13 protein-coding genes are annotated in these 15,666 nt (G+C 71.4%); 7 read left to right on the top strand and 6 right to left on the bottom strand.

Annotated features, from left to right (window positions below):
- Genes AC0NH5_RS36135 through AC0NH5_RS36125 form a run of 3 tightly spaced genes read left to right on the top strand, consistent with a single transcriptional unit; the run spans position 1 to position 2,354 of the window.
- Entirely contained in the window at positions 1–477 is a 477-nt protein-coding gene (locus AC0NH5_RS36135) for a helix-turn-helix domain-containing protein (protein WP_474411674.1), read from the top strand.
- Entirely contained in the window at positions 459–1,340 is an 882-nt protein-coding gene (locus AC0NH5_RS36130) for a L,D-transpeptidase (RefSeq protein WP_474411673.1), read from the top strand. The genes AC0NH5_RS36135 and AC0NH5_RS36130 overlap by 19 nt, the downstream gene beginning before the upstream one ends.
- 24 nt (positions 1,341–1,364) lie before the next feature.
- A complete protein-coding gene (locus AC0NH5_RS36125) occupies positions 1,365–2,354 on the top strand; it encodes an LLM class flavin-dependent oxidoreductase (RefSeq protein WP_474411671.1) in 990 nt (329 codons plus the stop codon).
- 99 nt (positions 2,355–2,453) lie between these two features.
- Here the strand turns inward: AC0NH5_RS36125 and AC0NH5_RS36120 are convergent, their stop codons facing one another.
- The 3 genes from AC0NH5_RS36120 to AC0NH5_RS36110 are packed head-to-tail and all read right to left on the bottom strand — an operon-like array spanning position 2,454 to position 5,533.
- Positions 2,454–3,611: an acyl-CoA dehydrogenase family protein gene (locus tag AC0NH5_RS36120; RefSeq protein WP_474411669.1), complete on the bottom strand. Its 1,158-nt coding sequence runs from the start codon at positions 3,609–3,611 to the stop codon at positions 2,454–2,456.
- A gap of 11 nt (positions 3,612–3,622) precedes the next feature.
- The gene (fabG, locus tag AC0NH5_RS36115; protein WP_474411668.1) at positions 3,623–4,372 is read right to left on the bottom strand and encodes a 3-oxoacyl-ACP reductase FabG; all 750 of its coding nucleotides are present in this window, start codon (positions 4,370–4,372) and stop codon (positions 3,623–3,625) included.
- Positions 4,373–4,384: 12 nt separating this feature from the next.
- Positions 4,385–5,533 (bottom strand): acyl-CoA dehydrogenase family protein, encoded by a 1,149-nt coding sequence (locus AC0NH5_RS36110; RefSeq protein WP_474411666.1) that lies wholly within the window; start codon positions 5,531–5,533, stop codon positions 4,385–4,387.
- 93 nt (positions 5,534–5,626) lie between these two features.
- Between AC0NH5_RS36110 and AC0NH5_RS36105 the strand changes: the two genes are divergently transcribed.
- Both AC0NH5_RS36105 and AC0NH5_RS36100 read left to right on the top strand, forming a co-directional pair.
- Positions 5,627–6,265, top strand: a complete 639-nt coding sequence (locus AC0NH5_RS36105; RefSeq protein ID WP_474411664.1) for a TetR family transcriptional regulator — start codon at positions 5,627–5,629, stop codon at positions 6,263–6,265.
- A 17-nt stretch (positions 6,266–6,282) separates the two neighbouring features.
- Positions 6,283–8,865, top strand: a complete 2,583-nt coding sequence (locus tag AC0NH5_RS36100) for an NACHT domain-containing protein (protein ID WP_474411662.1) — start codon at positions 6,283–6,285, stop codon at positions 8,863–8,865.
- Between the two features lie 2 nt (positions 8,866–8,867).
- Here AC0NH5_RS36100 and AC0NH5_RS36095 read toward each other — a convergent pair whose 3' ends face one another.
- Both AC0NH5_RS36095 and AC0NH5_RS36090 read right to left on the bottom strand, forming a co-directional pair.
- Entirely contained in the window at positions 8,868–9,746 is an 879-nt protein-coding gene (locus AC0NH5_RS36095) for a helix-turn-helix domain-containing protein (RefSeq protein ID WP_474411660.1), read from the bottom strand.
- Between the two features lie 9 nt (positions 9,747–9,755).
- Complete coding sequence (locus AC0NH5_RS36090) at positions 9,756–10,472, bottom strand: hypothetical protein (protein WP_474411658.1); 717 nt, start codon at positions 10,470–10,472, stop codon at positions 9,756–9,758.
- A gap of 55 nt (positions 10,473–10,527) precedes the next feature.
- Here AC0NH5_RS36090 and AC0NH5_RS36085 point away from each other — a divergent pair, with 55 nt between their 5' ends.
- On the top strand, positions 10,528–11,103 hold the full coding sequence (locus tag AC0NH5_RS36085; protein WP_474411656.1) for a CG0192-related protein: 576 nt from the start codon (positions 10,528–10,530) through the stop codon (positions 11,101–11,103).
- Here AC0NH5_RS36085 and AC0NH5_RS36080 read toward each other — a convergent pair.
- The gene (locus tag AC0NH5_RS36080) at positions 11,100–12,458 is read right to left on the bottom strand and encodes an FAD-dependent oxidoreductase (protein WP_474411654.1); all 1,359 of its coding nucleotides are present in this window, start codon (positions 12,456–12,458) and stop codon (positions 11,100–11,102) included. The two genes, AC0NH5_RS36085 and AC0NH5_RS36080, sit on opposite strands and share 4 nt — an antisense overlap.
- Before the next feature lie 172 nt (positions 12,459–12,630).
- Here AC0NH5_RS36080 and AC0NH5_RS36075 point away from each other — a divergent pair, with 172 nt between their 5' ends.
- Positions 12,631–15,543 carry a glycoside hydrolase family 3 protein gene (locus AC0NH5_RS36075; RefSeq protein ID WP_474411652.1) on the top strand — a complete coding sequence of 971 codons (2,913 nt, stop codon included), beginning with the start codon at positions 12,631–12,633 and terminating at the stop codon, positions 15,541–15,543.
- Positions 15,544–15,666 lie beyond the last annotated feature (123 nt).

Genomic DNA, 15,666 nt, shown 5'->3' with positions numbered 1-15,666 from the left:
ATGCCACTGTTGCGCCGGGTGATCGGGGCCGTCCTGCGGCGGGTTCGCCAGCATCAGGGCCGGACGCTGCGGGATGTCGCGGACACGGCCGGGGTCTCCCTGCCGTACCTGTCGGAGGTGGAGCGCGGCACCAAGGAGGCGTCGTCCGAGGTGCTGGCGGCGATCTGCCGGGCGCTCGGGCTGCCGCTGCCGGAGCTGCTCGACGAGGTGCGCCGTGAGCTGCTGCGCCAGGCGGCGGCGCCGCGGGTCCGCGCCGGTGTGGTGCTGCCCGCGACGTCGCAGTTCGTGACGCGCCGCAGCGGCGGCGGCGTGGGCGCCGGGCCGCAGGTGCGGTGTGCCGTGGGAGCCGCGTCGGCCCGCCGGCGGACGGCGGGTGGCCCGCGGTCATCGGCACGGCTGTTGACCAGGGGGCGAACGATGCTCATGTCGCCCGATGCGGCGCCCGTTACCCTCCGCGGGTGCCGAGCGACGCTGTGACTGATCCGTCCCGGACCCGGGCCTATGTGATCGCGGCCGTGGCCGCCGTGCTGGTGGCCTCCGGCGCCGCGGTGGGCCTGGCGCGCGGCATCGGGCCGGACGACCCCGGCGCCGCCGATTGGGTGAGCCCGGCCGCGTCCTCGCCGGCGCCCGTGGCGAGCAGTGCCGCGCCGCCCCCGCGTGCCGTGCCGCCGCCCGGCAACCTGCCGGAGATCACCTATGCGAAAGGGCCGCGTGGCCTGCCGGCGGACCCGGGGGCGCAGTCGCCGACCGTGCCGACCGAGGCGTTCCGCCCGGCGGAGCGGGTGGCACTCTACGACGCGCCGGGTGGCCGGCCGCGGGCGTTCCTGCCGCCGCGGATCAGCGGGCTGCCCGTGGTGGCGCCGATCGTGGCCCGGCGGGACGGCTGGGCCGCGGTGCTGGCGCCCTCGGCGAACCGGCGGATCGGCTGGGTGCCGGAGAAGGGCTGGGACCCGGAGCCGCTCGTCGACCATCTCGTCGTCGACCTCAGCGAGCGGCGCCTGACCTGGCTGCGCAACGGCGAGGAGCAGCGGGACTGGACGGTCGCGGTCGGCACCGAGCAGACCCCGACACCGCCCGGCCGGCAGTTCGTGATGGGGCAGACCAGAACCAGCGGCTCGGTGTACGCGGGATTGAACGCCCTGGTCCTCAGCACGGTCCCGGAGGACAAGGAGACTCTGCCGGCCAGCCTGCGTGGCGCGCACACCGCGATCCACGCGTGGTCGGACCGGGGCGCGTTCGGCCGGAACGTGTCGAACGGTTGCGTGCGGATGCCGGCGAGCGCCCAGCGCGTGCTGCTCGACGAGATCGGGGCGGGCACCCCGGTCCTGGTGGTCCCGTAACAATTCCTGGCTAGGGTTCGTCTCATGCTGCGCAAGCTGGGCTTTCTCACGATCGGCCTGTTCGACGAGGCGGACCCGCGCCGCGGGCACGAGGCCACCCTGGAGATCATCTCGCTGGGGGAGCGGCTCGGTTTCGACAGCGCCTGGCTGCGGCACCGGCATCTGCAGTTCGGCATCTCGTCGCCGGTCGCGGTGCTCGCGGCGGCCGGCCAGCGCACCTCCCGGATCGAGCTGGGCACGGCGGTGACCCCGTTGGGCTGGGAGAACCCGCTCCGTCTCGCCGAGGACCTGGCGACCGTGGACATCCTCTGCGGCGGCCGGCTCAACCCGGGGATCAGCGTGGGGCCGCCGATGCACTATGAGCACGTCCGGGACGCGCTCTATCCGGACGCGTCGCCGGACTTCAGCTATGCGCGGGTCGAGCGGCTGCTCGCCTGTGTCCGGGGCGAGCCGGTCACCGGGTTCCGGGGCACGGTCGGGTTCGAGGAGTTCTCCGACCGGGTGCAGCCGTACTCGCCGGGCCTGGCCTCCCGGATGTGGTACGGCGGCGCCAGCCTGCGGTCGGCGCAGTGGGCCGGCGCGCACGGGATGAACTTCCTGACCAGCAGCGTGGTGAAGGCGGAGGAGCCGGCCGGCAGTTTCGAGGACGTGCAGTTGTCCCACATCCGGGCGTTCCGTGCCGAGCATCCGCGGGGCCGGGTCTCGCAGGGCCTCGTGGTGATCCCGACCGACTCGGCGTCGCCCGCGCAGGTCGCGAAGTACCGGGCCTACGCGGAGAAGCGCCTGCCGCGGACGCTGTCGCCGCAGGGACCGGCCCGGATGATGTTCGCACCGGACATCGTGGGCACGTCCGCGGAGATCGCCGAACGGCTCGCGGCGCACGCCGCGTTCCGGGAGGTGGAGGAGGTGGCGTTCGCGTTGCCGTTCACCTTCGAACACGAGGACTACGTGCAGATCCTCACCGACATGGCCACCCACCTCGGCCCGGCCCTCGGCTGGACCCGGACCGTGTGAAGTTCAGGTGCGTAACGCACCGCAACTTCACACACTCATGCGTGCCGCGCTCGTGTGTGAAGTTCGGGCGCGCAGCGCACCCGAACTTCACACAGTGGGTCAGAGGCCCATGTCCTTGGCGATGATCATTTTCATCACCTCGGAGGTGCCGCCGTAGATCCGGTTGACCCGGTTGTCGGCGTAGAGGCGGGCGATCGGGTACTCGTTGATGAAGCCGTACCCGCCGTGCAACTGCAGGCACCGGTCGATGACGCGGTGCGCCACCTCGGTGCAGAACAGCTTGGCGGACGCGGCCTCGGCGGCGGTGAGCTCACCGCCGTCCAGCGCCTCCAGGGCGCGGTCTGCGACGGCCTGGGCGGCGTCCACCTCGGCCTGGCAGGCGGCCAGCTCGAACTTGGTGTTCTGGAACGAGGCCACGGTCTGGCCGAACACCTTGCGCTCCTGCACGTACTCCTTGGCGAACCGCACCGCGGCGGCGGCCTGGGCGTACGCCCCGTAGGCGATGCTCAGACGCTCCTTGGGGAGGTTCTTACCGAGGTACGAGAAGCCCTTGTTCTCCTCGCCCAGCAGGTCCTCCACCGGCACCTTGACGTCGACGAACGCCAGCTCGGCGGTGTCCGAGGTGCGCAGGCCCAGCTTGTCCAGCTTGCGGCCGACCGAGTAACCCGGCAGCTTGGTGTCGACCACGAGCAGCGAGATGCCGTACCGGCGGTCGTCCTGCTTGGGCGGCGACGTGCGGGCGCAGACGATCACCCGGTCGGCGTGCACGCCGCCGGTGATGAAGGTCTTGGCGCCGTTGAGCACGTAATGGGTGCCGTCTTCGGACAGCTTGGCGGTGGTGCTCATGCCGGCCAGGTCGCTGCCGGTGCCCGGCTCCGTCATGGCGATCGCGAACATCATGTCGCCGGAGACGAACGACGGCAGCCAGCGCTGCTTCTGCTCCTCGGTCGCCAGCTGCAGGATGTACGGCAGGCACAGCGCGACATGCGCCCCGGACGCCCCGAACGAGACCGCCGCCCGGGTGGTCTCCTCGGTCTGCACGGCGGCGAACTTGAAGCTGTCGATACCGGCGCCGCCGTACTCCTCGGGCACCTCGATGCCGAACAGGCCCAGCTCACCGAGCTGCTTGTAGAAGTCGCGGGGCACCTCGCCGGCCGCGAACCACTGGTCGTAGTAGGGGACGACCTCGGAGGCGATGAACTCGCGCAGGGTCTGCCGGAAGGCTTCGTGGTCTTCGTTGAAGACGGTGCGACGCATCAGGTTTCCTCTCAGAGACGGCGGCCGCCGTCGACGTACAGGGTCTGGCCGGTGACGAAGGAGGCGGCGTCACTGGCCAGGAAAGCGACCACCCGGGCGACGTCCTCGGGCCGGCCCACCCGCCGCAGCGGGGTGATCTCAGCCGCCTTGGCCTGCATCTCCTCGGCGGAGATCCCGACCCGGGCGGCGGTCGCGTCGGTCATCTCGGTGACGATGAAGCCGGGCGCCACCGCGTTCACGTTGATGCCGAACGGTCCCAGCTCCATCGCGAGCGTACGCGTGAAGCCCTGGATCCCGGCCTTGGCGGCGGCGTAGTTGGCCTGCCCGCGGTTGCCGAGCGCGGACACGCTGGAGGTGTTCACGATCTTGCCGGAGCGCCGGGGGACCATGTGCCGCTGTGCGGCCCGGCTGCACAGGAACGCGCCGCGCAGGTGCACGTTCATCACGATGTCCCAGTCCGCGCCGGACATCTTGTGCAGCAGGTTGTCGCGGAGCACACCGGCGTTGTTGACCAGCACGTCCACCCCGCCCAGCTCGGCGGCGACCTTGTCGATCACGGCGTCGACCTGCGCCTCGTCCGCGACGTCGCAGCCGAGGGCGACGGCGGTGCCACCGGCCGACCTGATCTGCTCGACGACGCCGGCGCACGCCGACTCGTCGAGATCGAGCACGGCGACCGCGGCCCCCTCACCGGCGAACTGCAGCGCGGTGGCGGCGCCGATGCCCCGTGCGGCGCCGGTCACGACGGCGACTCGACTCATGTGGACTCTCCCTCAGAACGCGCTGATCCCGGTCAGCGCTCGGCCGATGAGCAGTTTCTGGATCTGGCTGGTGCCCTCGTACAGGGTCGTGACGCGGGCGTCGCGCATGGCCTTGCCGACCGGGAACTCGTCGACGTAGCCGTACCCTCCGAAGATCTGGATCGCCTGGTTTGCGGCCTTCACGGCGGCCTCGGTGGCGAAGAGCTTGGCCATCGAGGCCTCGGTGCCGAACGGCCGGCCGCGGTCGACCAGGTCGGCGGCGCGCCAGACGAGCAGGCGGGCGGCGTCGGTCTCCACCGCGATGTCCGCGATCATCTCCTGCACCAGCTGGAAGCCGGCGATCGGCTTGCCGAACTGGGTGCGGTCCTTCGCGTACGCGACGGCGGCCTCGAGGCAGCCGCGGGCCAGGCCGACCGAGCCGGCGGCGACGGCGATGCGCCCCTTGTCCAGGGCGGACATCGCGATCCGGAACCCGGAGCCCTCGTCACCCAGGCGGTTCGCGTCGCTGACGCGTACCCCGTCGAGAACGATCTCGGCCGTCGCCTGGCCACGCAGGCCCAGCTTCCCCTTGATCTCTCGCCGGCCGAAGCCGGCGGCGTCGGTCGGCACCAGGAACGCGGTGATCCCTTTCGGGCCGGGCCCGCCGGTCCGCGCGAAGACCAGCGCCACCTTCGCCCAGGTCCCGTTGGTGATGAAGATCTTCTCCCCGGTGATCACCCAGTCGCCCCCGTCGCGTACTGCCCGGGTGGTCAGCGAGGCCGCGTCGGAGCCGGTGCCCGGCTCGGTCAGCGCGAAGCAGCCGAGCGTCTCGCCGGCGCACATGCCCGGCAGCCACTGCTGTTTCTGATCATCGGAGCCGTAGGCCTGAACGCTCTTGGCGACCAGGCCCAGGGAGACCGAGACGATGCCGCGCACCGAGGTGTCGCCGCGGCCCAGCTCCTCCATCATCAGCGCGTAGGAGAGGAAGTCGCCGCCCGAGCCGCCGAGATCCTCGGCGATGCCGAGACCGAGGAAGCCCAGATCGGCGAGCTTCCCCACGATCTTCGGGTCGACCTGTTCGGCGCGGTCCCACTCGGTCGCGTGCGGGACGACCTCGCGGTCCACCCACTCGCGGGCGAGGGCCTGGAACTGCTCCTGCTCCTCGGTGAGGCTGAGGTCCATGGGGGCTCCCCCGGTCGTAAACTGAACGCTGTCAGGTTTCTCTGCGGATGCTAACTTAACAGCGTTAGACAAGCCAAGCATGGGAGTTCGCTGATGCCTCGGCCCTCGACGCCGTTGCTGAGCCAGGCCGGGATCCGGGCGGCCGCGCTCGAGATAATCGACCGCGACGGCCTGGACGGGCTGACCATGCGCAAGCTTGCCGCGGCGCTCGGGGTGAGCGCGCCGGCGCTGTACTTCCACTACCCGACCAAGGAGCAGCTGCTCGACGACGTGGCCAGCGAGATCATCGAGCGGGTTGACGTGAGCGGGTTCGCGGCCGGGTGGCGGGACGGGCTGCTCGGCTGGGCCCGGTCGTACCGCGCGGCGCTGGCCGCACACCCGAACATCGTGCCCTTCCTCGCACACGGCCCGGGCCAGCGCGACGCGTCGCTGCGCCGGGCGGACGCGGTGCACGGCGGCCTGGTGGCGGCCGGTTGGCCGGCCCGGGAGGCGACGATGATCGGGGCGTCGACGAAGTACCTGGTGGTGGGGGCGGCGATGGGGTCGTTCTCGCGAGGGTTCTCCGATGACGCCCAGGTCTATCTGGATCGTTATCCGGCGCTGGGCGACGCGCACCGGTTGCGGGAACACGCGGAAGCGGTGGATCGCGACAGCTTCGAGTTCGCGCTCACGATGTTCGTGGACGGTCTGGCCGCGCGGCTGACCGGCTCGCGCCCCCTCCAGGGGCGGTGACGACGTACGGTGCCCCTGTGGCCAAAGCATCGCCGTTGACCTATGAGGGCGCGCTGTCGCTGCTCGGGAGGCACTCGCCCGTAGCGATCGAGGTGCTGGACCGGGTGGCCGGCGCGGGCATTCTGCTCGGCGCGATCGCCGTGCCCGGCGCTCTCGGGCTGGTCGACGGCAAGCAGGAAGCGGGGCGGCTGCTGCGCGAACTCACCGGGGCCGCGACCGCCCGGATCCGGGGTACCCACGGCCACGACCGGCACGAGTTGGTGGCTGCGGCGCACACCACGGTCGTGCTGTCGGCCCTCTTCGATGCCTTGCACGCCGAGGTCGGCCCGTCTTTCGCGGCGCTGGAGGTCACCGACCGGGAGAAGTTGCAGCTCGCCTCCGCGCCGGGCGTGATCATCACTCAGAGCGCGTGGACAGCGCAGCTGGCCGCCGCCGACCTCCCGCTGCCCGGCCCGGCGGCCGGATTCGAGGAGAATCTGGCGGGCGCGCTCGAACCGCGCGTGTCCGAGCTGGCCGGCGCCGCGATAGCCTTCTTCGAGGGGTTGCAGGCCTGGGACGGTCACCGATTCGACTCAGCGGCGATCGTCGTGCGGGTCACCGGCCGGTGGCGTGCGTCGTACCGGGACGCGTACCTGCGGCTGGCCACGGACGCCCCGGAATTCCTCGTCTGGGCGTCGCTCGGCGAGCACGCGGCGACCCGCACCGCGTTGCGGCGGCACAACGCCCGGCTGCTGGAGGTGCTGGACGGCGCCTCGGCGGCGATGGGCCAGCTGCACGATGTCCTGGCGGCGCACGGCCCGGCGATACCGGCACATCGGGACTCGCTGCGCGCCAAACTGGCCCGTGCCGCGGCCGCGGTCCTGGACAAGCCGCTGCTGCGGTCGTCCGGCCTGCCGCGGGGAGTCACCTTCCCCACGGTTGCCGAGGGGTTCGTGACACCACGGTTCCGGACCGCCGTTGCCGCGCCGGAAATCGCTGCCCGGCTCTCGCAGGAGCAGTGGTGGAGCGATCGGCCGGTGCGCGACGGACTCGATCGCGTCCTCGCCGCCCATCTCGCGCACCCGGACGCCGCCCGCCGTCCGCTCGTAGTCCTCGGGCATCCCGGTGCCGGGAAGTCACTGCTGGCCGACATCCTCGCGGCCCGCCTGCCAGTCGGGCAGTACGCCGTGGTCGCGGTCCAGCTGCGGCGGGTCGGCGCGGGCGACCGCCTGCTGACCCAGCTGGAGACGGCGCTGCGAGACACGCTGCACGAACAGGTGTCATGGGGACGGCTGGCCGACGAGTGCGGGGATCTCACCCGGGTGGTCGTGCTGGACGGCTTCGACGAGCTCGTTCAGGCGACCGGCACCGTTCAGACCGGATACCTCGACGAGGTGGCCGGCTTCCAGGAGCAGGAGCTGGCGCTGGGCCGGTCGGTCGCGGTCGTCGTCACCTCGCGGACGATAGTGGTCGACCGGGCGCAGATCCCGGACGGCTCGGTCGTCGTCAAGCTGGAGGACTTCTCCGACGAGCAGATCGGCCTCTGGCTCGCGGCCTGGAACCGGGCCAACACCCGCAATCGCGGTTTTCGCGCGTTCACCACGGCGGCCGCGCTGCGGCACGGCGACCTCGCCCGGCAACCGCTGCTGCTGACCCTGCTCGCCGTCTATCACGCCGACCCGTCCGCCGCGCGGCTCACCCGCGGCGAGGTGCTCTCCACGGCCGACCTCTATCGCACGCTCCTCGGGCACTTCATCCATCGCCAGGTGGCCGACAAGCCGGACCGGCCGCCGGCACCCGAGCAGATCGCCCGGGCGGCCGGAGACCTGCGCTGGCGGTTGAGCATCGCAGCGTTCGGCATGTTCAACCGCCAACGGCAGCACGTGCTCGAACAGGATCTGGAACGCGACCTCGAAGTGTTCCTCGGCCGCCCGCACCTGGACACCTCTGAGTTCGACGCGGTGGCCGGGCAGGCACACCGTACGGTCGCCGGGTTCTTTTTCGTGCACGTCGCCCGCGTCGACGAGCACACCGACCATGCCCGGCGCACGTACGAGTTCCTGCATGCCACGTTCGGCGAGTTCCTGATCGCCGAGCGAGCGTTACTGCTGCTCGGGGGATACGCCCGGGCGTACCGGATGCACGAGTCCGATCCGTCGGTCCACGACGCGCCGGACGACAGCCTTCTGCGCGCTCTGCTCTCGTACCAGCCGTTCACGCTGCGTCGGCCGATCCTGCACTTCGGCCGCAGTCTGGCCGGCGATCTGCCGGATGTCGAGCAACAGGACATGGTGCGGGCGGTCCGGTCGCTCCTGGCGCGGGCGAGGTCCCGGGCGTTCGGCCGGTACGCCGCCTATCAGCCGGCACCGCCCGATGTGGTGACCGCGTGTGCCGCGTTCACGGCCAACCTGGTGATCCTGGCTGTGCTGCTCGCCCGCGAACCGCTGACGATCGATGGGCTGAGCCCGCCGGACGCCGATCCGGCAACCTGGTGGCGGGCCATGTCCCGGTTGTGGGACGCGGGTTTGGGCGGCGATGCGCGGGACAGTCTGAGGGCCGCCGTGCGCGGGACCGGGTCGCTGGAGACGCCCGGCGAACCGCCCTGGCTGGAATTACGCTGAGCTCAGTCCCACAGCCAGGGCCGGGGGTTGCGGCCGGATTCGTAGAACGCGGCGACACGACTCAGCAGCTGGCCCGTCCGCGCCTCGTCCAGCGCTGCGCCCCAAAGCCGTGCGAAGTGTTGCTGGAGAAACTCGACGCCCCTGTTGTCGTCGACGATGTCGTCGGTGAAGCCCTCGAGGTAGGCCGTCGTGCCGAGGTTGCGATTCTCGACGAGCGTGAAGTTCGACTCAGCGTTCAGCGCCGCTTCGAAGGGGAGGACACGCAGTTCGACGAAGGAGCGCCGGCTCATCTCGGCGATGACTCTGATCTGCTCCGCCATGTTGGTGGGCGTGCCCGCCGGCCGGTGGAGAACAGCCTCGTCCACGAGGACGGTGAGGTTCGGTGGGTCGCCGGAGCGCAGCAACTCCTGTTGCCGTCGCATGCGCAGGTCGACGCTGCGCGCCGCTTGGTCGGCGGGAATGTGTTTCGCACCGGCGAAGAACGCTTCGGCGTAAGCGCGTGTCTGGAGGAGGCCGGGCACGACGTTGCCCGTGTATTCGAGGAGACGAACAGCTTCGGACTCGAGGCTGATCAATGTGATGTACGACGGCGAGAAGTCAGCGGTCAGGTCATGCCACCATCCGCGCCGCCGCGCGATGCGGTTCCGCCGCACCAGCTCATCGGTGGCCAGCGGTCCCACAGCCAAGGTCTTGCAGAGCGCGCGAAGGTCCACATTGGTGACGCCGACCTCGCCGCGCTCGATGCGCGTTACTTTGGAGACATTCCAGTCCATTGATTTCGCGAGCTCCGACTGCGTCAGGTTTGCCCTTTCCCGGGCGCGCCGTAGCTCGGCGCGCAGCAGTCTGGCAGCGCTGACCGGACCGAGATCCCCGCGCGCCATGCCGGCAGCCTAGGACCCGAGCGCACGCGTGCGCGTGCGTGAGGAGACGCGCTGGAGCAGGTGGAGTGCGACGCACCAGGCGGTCAGGCCGGCGAGAAGCGCGATCGACGCCGCGTGGCCCCAGTCGCCTTGGGGGAGCACCGAGTCCTCCCACTCGTCGAGTGAGAGGGCTGACCCGCTGATGGCCGCCGCGGCGGCGAGCGGGGGGAGGGCGACGAGCAGCCAGACCGGGGCGTACATGCCGTACTCCGTCAGCCCGGCCACCGTCATGATCAGCCACAGCCCGGCGGCGAGGACGGCGGCGACCATCACGAAGCGGCGCGGGACTTCCCGGTGGACCAGGAGAGTACCGAGCCCGGCGCCGAACGTTGCTGCGAGAGGATAGGCGACCAGTTCCGCCGCGATCACTGCCCACGGCAGGGTGAAGTCGTAGACCGCCGCCGGCTCGCCGCCGAGGAGCTGCGCCACGGTGAGGCCGATGACGCCGAGCACCACGCTGAGCGGGATCGCCAGCTTGACCGCGGCGCGGCCCGGATGGCGGCGGGCCAGCGCGACGCCCACGACCAGCGACAGCAACTGGCCGAGCAGGATGCCCGAGGTGTGCCGGAACACTTGGGTGGTGTGGTTCCACTCCCACTGCTGGCCGTCGCCCTGCGGATCGTAGTTGACGAGCTGCACGTAGAAGGCCTCGTTGAACGGCATGGCGAGCAGAACGAGCAGAAACATGACAGGTATGGACCAGACCAGCGGATGCTGTCGCACACCCCCTAGGCTTCCCGGCATGGCGATTCTCCACAAGGCGCAGATCACCCCGAGCAAGCCCGAACTGCTGGCCGGGTGGCTGCCGGACCAGCCGTGGTACGACGGGTCGGCGGAGCCCACGGTGACCCGCGTCGCTGCCGCCCGGTTCGATGACCCGGACGGGGAGGTGGGTATCGAGACCATGCTGATTCGCGCCGGGGACGGGCCGGCGCTGCATGTGCCGCTCACCTATCGGGGCGCGCCGCTGGCCGGGGCCGAGGCGTTTCTCGTCGGCACCGTGCAGCACTCGGTGCTGGGGGAGCGGTGGGTCTATGACGCCGCCGGCGACCCGGTCTATCTGGCCGTGGTCGCGAACGTCATTCGCGAAGCCGGCCACGAGGCCCCTGAGGAGGTGGAGGACGACGGCGCGCGCGTGCCCCGGGAGCCCGACCTCAAGCTGACCGGCAGCGGCGTCGAGTCGACCGGCCCGGTGCAGGTGCAGATCAACCGGGTGCCGACGGTGGCGATCGACCCGGCCGACGAGGGCGTCCTGACCGGCTGCTGGGCCGGCCAGGAGACCCCGGTCGTGCTGGTGCATCTCGTGCGGAGCGCCTAGCCCAGCGCTTCGCCGGCCTTGCGGGCGGCGATCAGCACCGGGTCCCAGACCGGGGCGTACGGCGGGGCGTAACCCAGATCAAGAGCGGTCATCCCGGTGACCGTCATCCTGTTCCACACGGCCACCGCGAACGCGTCGATGCGCTTGGCCGCCTCGGTCTTCCCCACGATCTGGGCGCCGAGCAGCAGCCCGGTGTCCTGCTCGGCTATTACCTTGACGGTCATCGGGACGGCGCCGGGCATGTACCCGGCGCGGTTCGTCGACTCGACCGTGGCGGTCACCACGCGGAAGCCGGCGGCCTCGGCCTCGGCCGAGGTGAGCCCGGTCCGGGCCACCTCCAGGTCGCAGATCTTGGTGATGCCGGTGCCGACGATGCCGGGGAACGTGGCGTACCCGCCGCCGATGTTGATCCCGGCGACCCGGCCCTGCTTGTTCGCGTGGGTGCCCAGCGGCACGTGCACCGGCCGCCCGCTGACCAGGTTGAGCACCTCGGTGCAGTCGCCGGCCGCCCAGACGCCCTCGGCGTGGCGGACCCGCTGGCGCAGGTCGGTGGCGAGCGCCCCGGTCGCGCCCAGGGTGATGCCGGCCGCCTCGGCGAGCGCGCTGTTCGGCCGTACCCCCAGACCCAGGACCACGACGTCGGCCGGCAGCGTCCCGTGGTCGGTGACCACCGCCCGGATCCGGTCCCCGGAGGTCTCCAGGCCCTCGACCGTGACCCCGGTGCGCAGGTCGATGCCGAGCTTGTGGATCGAATCGCCGATCAGCCCGCCCATGTCCGGATCCACGGTGGACATCGGCTGCGCGGCCTTCTCCACGAGCGACACCCGCAGGCCGCGGCGTTGCAGGGCCTCGGCCATCTCCACGCCGATGTAGCCGGCGCCGATCACCACGGCGGTCTCCGGCCGGGGCTCGGCGTCCAGCCAGGCGTTCAGCGTCGCGCCGTCCCCCAGGGTCTGCACCCCGAACACCCCCTGCGCCGCAGTCCGCGCCCAGGGTGGCCGCACCGGGGTGGCTCCGGTGGCGTAGACCAGCTCGTCGAAGCCCTCCGTCGCGTCCCGGCCGGCGTTCAGGTCGCGGACCGTCACGGTGCGCGCGGCCAGATCGATTTCGGTCACCTCGTGCCGGGTGCGCACCTCGATGCCGGCCTCGCGGAACGTCGCCGGGTCGCGGGCGACGAGCGCGTCCGGCCCGTCGACGAGGCCGCCGATCCAGTACGGGATGCCGCACGCCGAGTACGACGTGAAGTCGCCGCGTTCGAACGCGAGGACCTCGAGGTCCTTGCCGGGACGGCGTTTGCGGGCCTGTGAGGCGGCGGACATCCCGGCCGCGTCGCCCCCGATCACGATGAGTCGCACCCGGCCCATTCTGCCGGACGTGTTACCGCCGGATCCCGGCAAAGCGGCGGAGGGTGTTGCCCGGCGCATCAGCGCCGATCTATGGTGACCGCACCGCACCCTTGTTCCCGACGTTTCCGTCCGGCTGTCCGTCGAAGCGCTTCGACGAATCCTCTTCCTCAGGAGAAACGACATGCGCAGACGCGGCTTCGCGCTGCTCGCCGCCGCCCTTCTGGTCACGCCCCTCGTGCCGGCGGTGGCCCACGCCGACCCGGCGTGGGCGTTCCGTGACCCCCGCCTGCCCCTGGCGACCCGGGTCGACGACCTCGTCGGCCGGCTCACCCTGGACGAGAAGATCTCCCTGCTCCACCAGTACCAGCCGGCGATCCCCCGGCTCGGTATCCAGGTGTTCAAGACCGGCACCGAGGCGCTGCACGGCGTCGCCTGGTCCAACGACTACCGCACCAACAGCAAGGTGGACGCCACCGCGACGGTCTTCCCGCAGGCTGTCGGCCTGGCCAGCACGTGGGACCCGGAGCTGATCGAGCGGGTCGGCTCGGCGGTCGGCGACGAGCTGCGTGGCTTCCATGCCCGCGACCCGGTGGTCTGGGGGCTGAACGCCTGGGCGCCGGTGGTCAACCTGCTGCGCGACCCTCGGTGGGGCCGCAACGAGGAGGGCTACTCCGAGGACCCGCTGCTGACCGGGGCGATCGCCACCGCGTACGGGCACGGGCTCCAGGGCGACGACCCCGATCATCTGAAGGTGGCGCCGACCCTCAAGCACTACGCGGCGTACAACAACGAGACCCGGCGGGACGTGACCTCGTCCAACGTGCCGCAGCGGGTGCTCAACGAGTACGAGCGGGCACCGTTCCGGATCGCGCTCAACAACGACGCGGCCACCGGCGTGATGGCCTCCTACAACCTGATCAACGGCCGGCCCGCCACCGTGGACCCGGACCTGAACAGCCTGGTCCGCGACTGGAGCGACCGGCGGCTGTTCAACGTCAGCGACGCCTGGGCGCCGACCAACCTGACCGGCTCGCAGGCCTACTTCGCCACCCAGGCCGAGGCGAACGCCGCGACGATCAAGGCCGGCGTGGACAGCTTCACGGTCAACGACACCAACGCCGAGCCCACCGTCACCGCGATCCGGGCGGCGCTGGCCGCGGGACTGCTCACCGAGGCCGATGTGGACACCGCGGTCGGCAACGCGCTGAGCATCCGGTTCCGGCTCGGCGAGTTCGACCCGGACGGCGGCCCGCACGCGGACATCCCGCCCTCGGTGATCGACAGCCCGAAGCATCGCGCGCTGGCCCGGGAGACCGCCGGCGAGGCATCGGTGCTGCTGAAGAACAAGGGGATCCTGCCGCTGCGGCCGGGCGGGTCGGTCGCGGTCAGCGGTCCGCTCGCCGACGAGCTCTACACCGACTGGTACGGGGGACAGCTCCCGTACAAGGTGACGGCGCTCGACGGCATCCGTTCCCGCGCCTCGTCGGTGACCAGCAGCTTCGGGGCCGACCGGATCGCGCTGAAGTCCGTGTCCACCGGCAATTACGTGACCGCGACCGGCACCACCGGCGCCGATGCCGTGACCGCGACCGGGACCGCGGCCGGGCCGGCCGCCCAGTTCGACAGCGTGGACTGGGGCGACGGCGTCTCCACCCTGCGCAACGTCGGGAACGGCCGGATGCTCGGCTACAACTGGGGGCCGTTCGTCACCGCCGAGAACACCCCGACCGGCTGGTTCGTCCAGCAGCAGTTCGAGATCGAGGAGCAGGCGGACGGCACGGTGGCGCTGCGCTACGCCGGGTACGAGACGCAGGAGTCCTGGTTCGGCCCGAACCGCTACGTCACCGTCGACGCCGACGGCAAACTGGCGCTCGGCTCCCAGGACCTGGCCGGCGCGGCCCGGTTCACCCGTGAGCTGCTCGTCGACGGCGTGGCCACGGCGGCCGCGCAGGCCCGCAAGGCGGACACCGCGGTGGTCGTGGTCGGCACCGACCCGTTCGTGGCCGGCCGCGAGGTGCACGACCGCACCACGACCGGGCTGGGCGAGCGGCAGGAGGCGCTGATCAAGGCGGTCCGGGCGGCCAACCCGCGGACCGTGGTGGTGCTGCAGAGCAGCTACCCGCAGACGATCACCTGGGCACAGCGGCACGTGCCGGGCATCCTGTGGACCACGCACGCCGGTGCGGAGACCGGGAACGCGGTGGCCGACGTGCTCTGGGGTGACGTGAACCCGTCCGGCCGGGTCACCCAGACCTGGTACTCCTCGGACCGGGACCTGCCGGCCGACCTCAACCAGTACGACATCATCAGCACCGGGCAGACGTACCTGTACAGCGACGCGAAGCCGCTCTACGCGTTCGGGCACGGGCTGTCGTACACGTCGTTCGCATACGGCCGTCCCGTCGTGCGTGACGGCAAGGTCAGGCTCACGGTGACCAACACCGGCCGGCGTGCCGGTGACGAGGTGGTCCAGCTCTACACCCACCAGCGCACCTCCCGGGACGTGACCCCGAACCGGCAGCTCCGCGACTTCCGGAAGGTGGCGCTGCGGCCGGGGCAGTCCACGACGGTCACGTTCCGTCTCCGGCCGGCCGACCTGGCCCGGTGGGACCAGACCCGGCAACGCTGGGTGGTGGAGACCTCGGTGCACGACGTGCTGCTCGGATCGTCGTCGGCGGACATCCGGCAGCGGGCGGCCCTTGCCGTGCGCGGGGAGACCATCCCGGCCCGGGACCTGGCGAAGCCGACGCGGGCCGAGACCTTTGACGCGTACGCCGGAGTGAGGTTGCTCGACGAGAGCAAGGCGCGCGGCACCGTGGTGGGGGCCGCGGCGGCCGGCGACTGGCTCGCCTTCCGTGATGTCGCTCTGCGGGGCGCCACCACGTTCACCGGTCGCGCTTCGGGGGCCGGGACCGTGCAGGTCCGGCTCGCGTCGCCGACCGGGCGGCTGCTCGGGACCGCGACGCTCGACGAAACCGGCGGGGTCTACTCCTACGCCGATGTGTCCGCGCCCCTGTCCCGCGCCTCCGGCCGCCAGGACGTCTATCTGGTGCTCAGCCCCGGCCTGCGCCTGGCCACCTTCACCCTCCGCTGACCCCGCTCCGGCGTGTGAAGTTCGGGCTCGATTCGAGCCGGAAGTCCACGCGGTGGGCTGCGGCGGATGTGGTGAACAACAGATCAGTAGGATCCGACGAGGGGAGAGGTCTTGGGGAAAGAC

This window comes from Actinoplanes sp. 13 (assembly GCF_056134165.1).
Note: the sequence above shows the minus strand (reverse complement) of the source record. Positions and strands in the feature narration are given on the sequence as shown.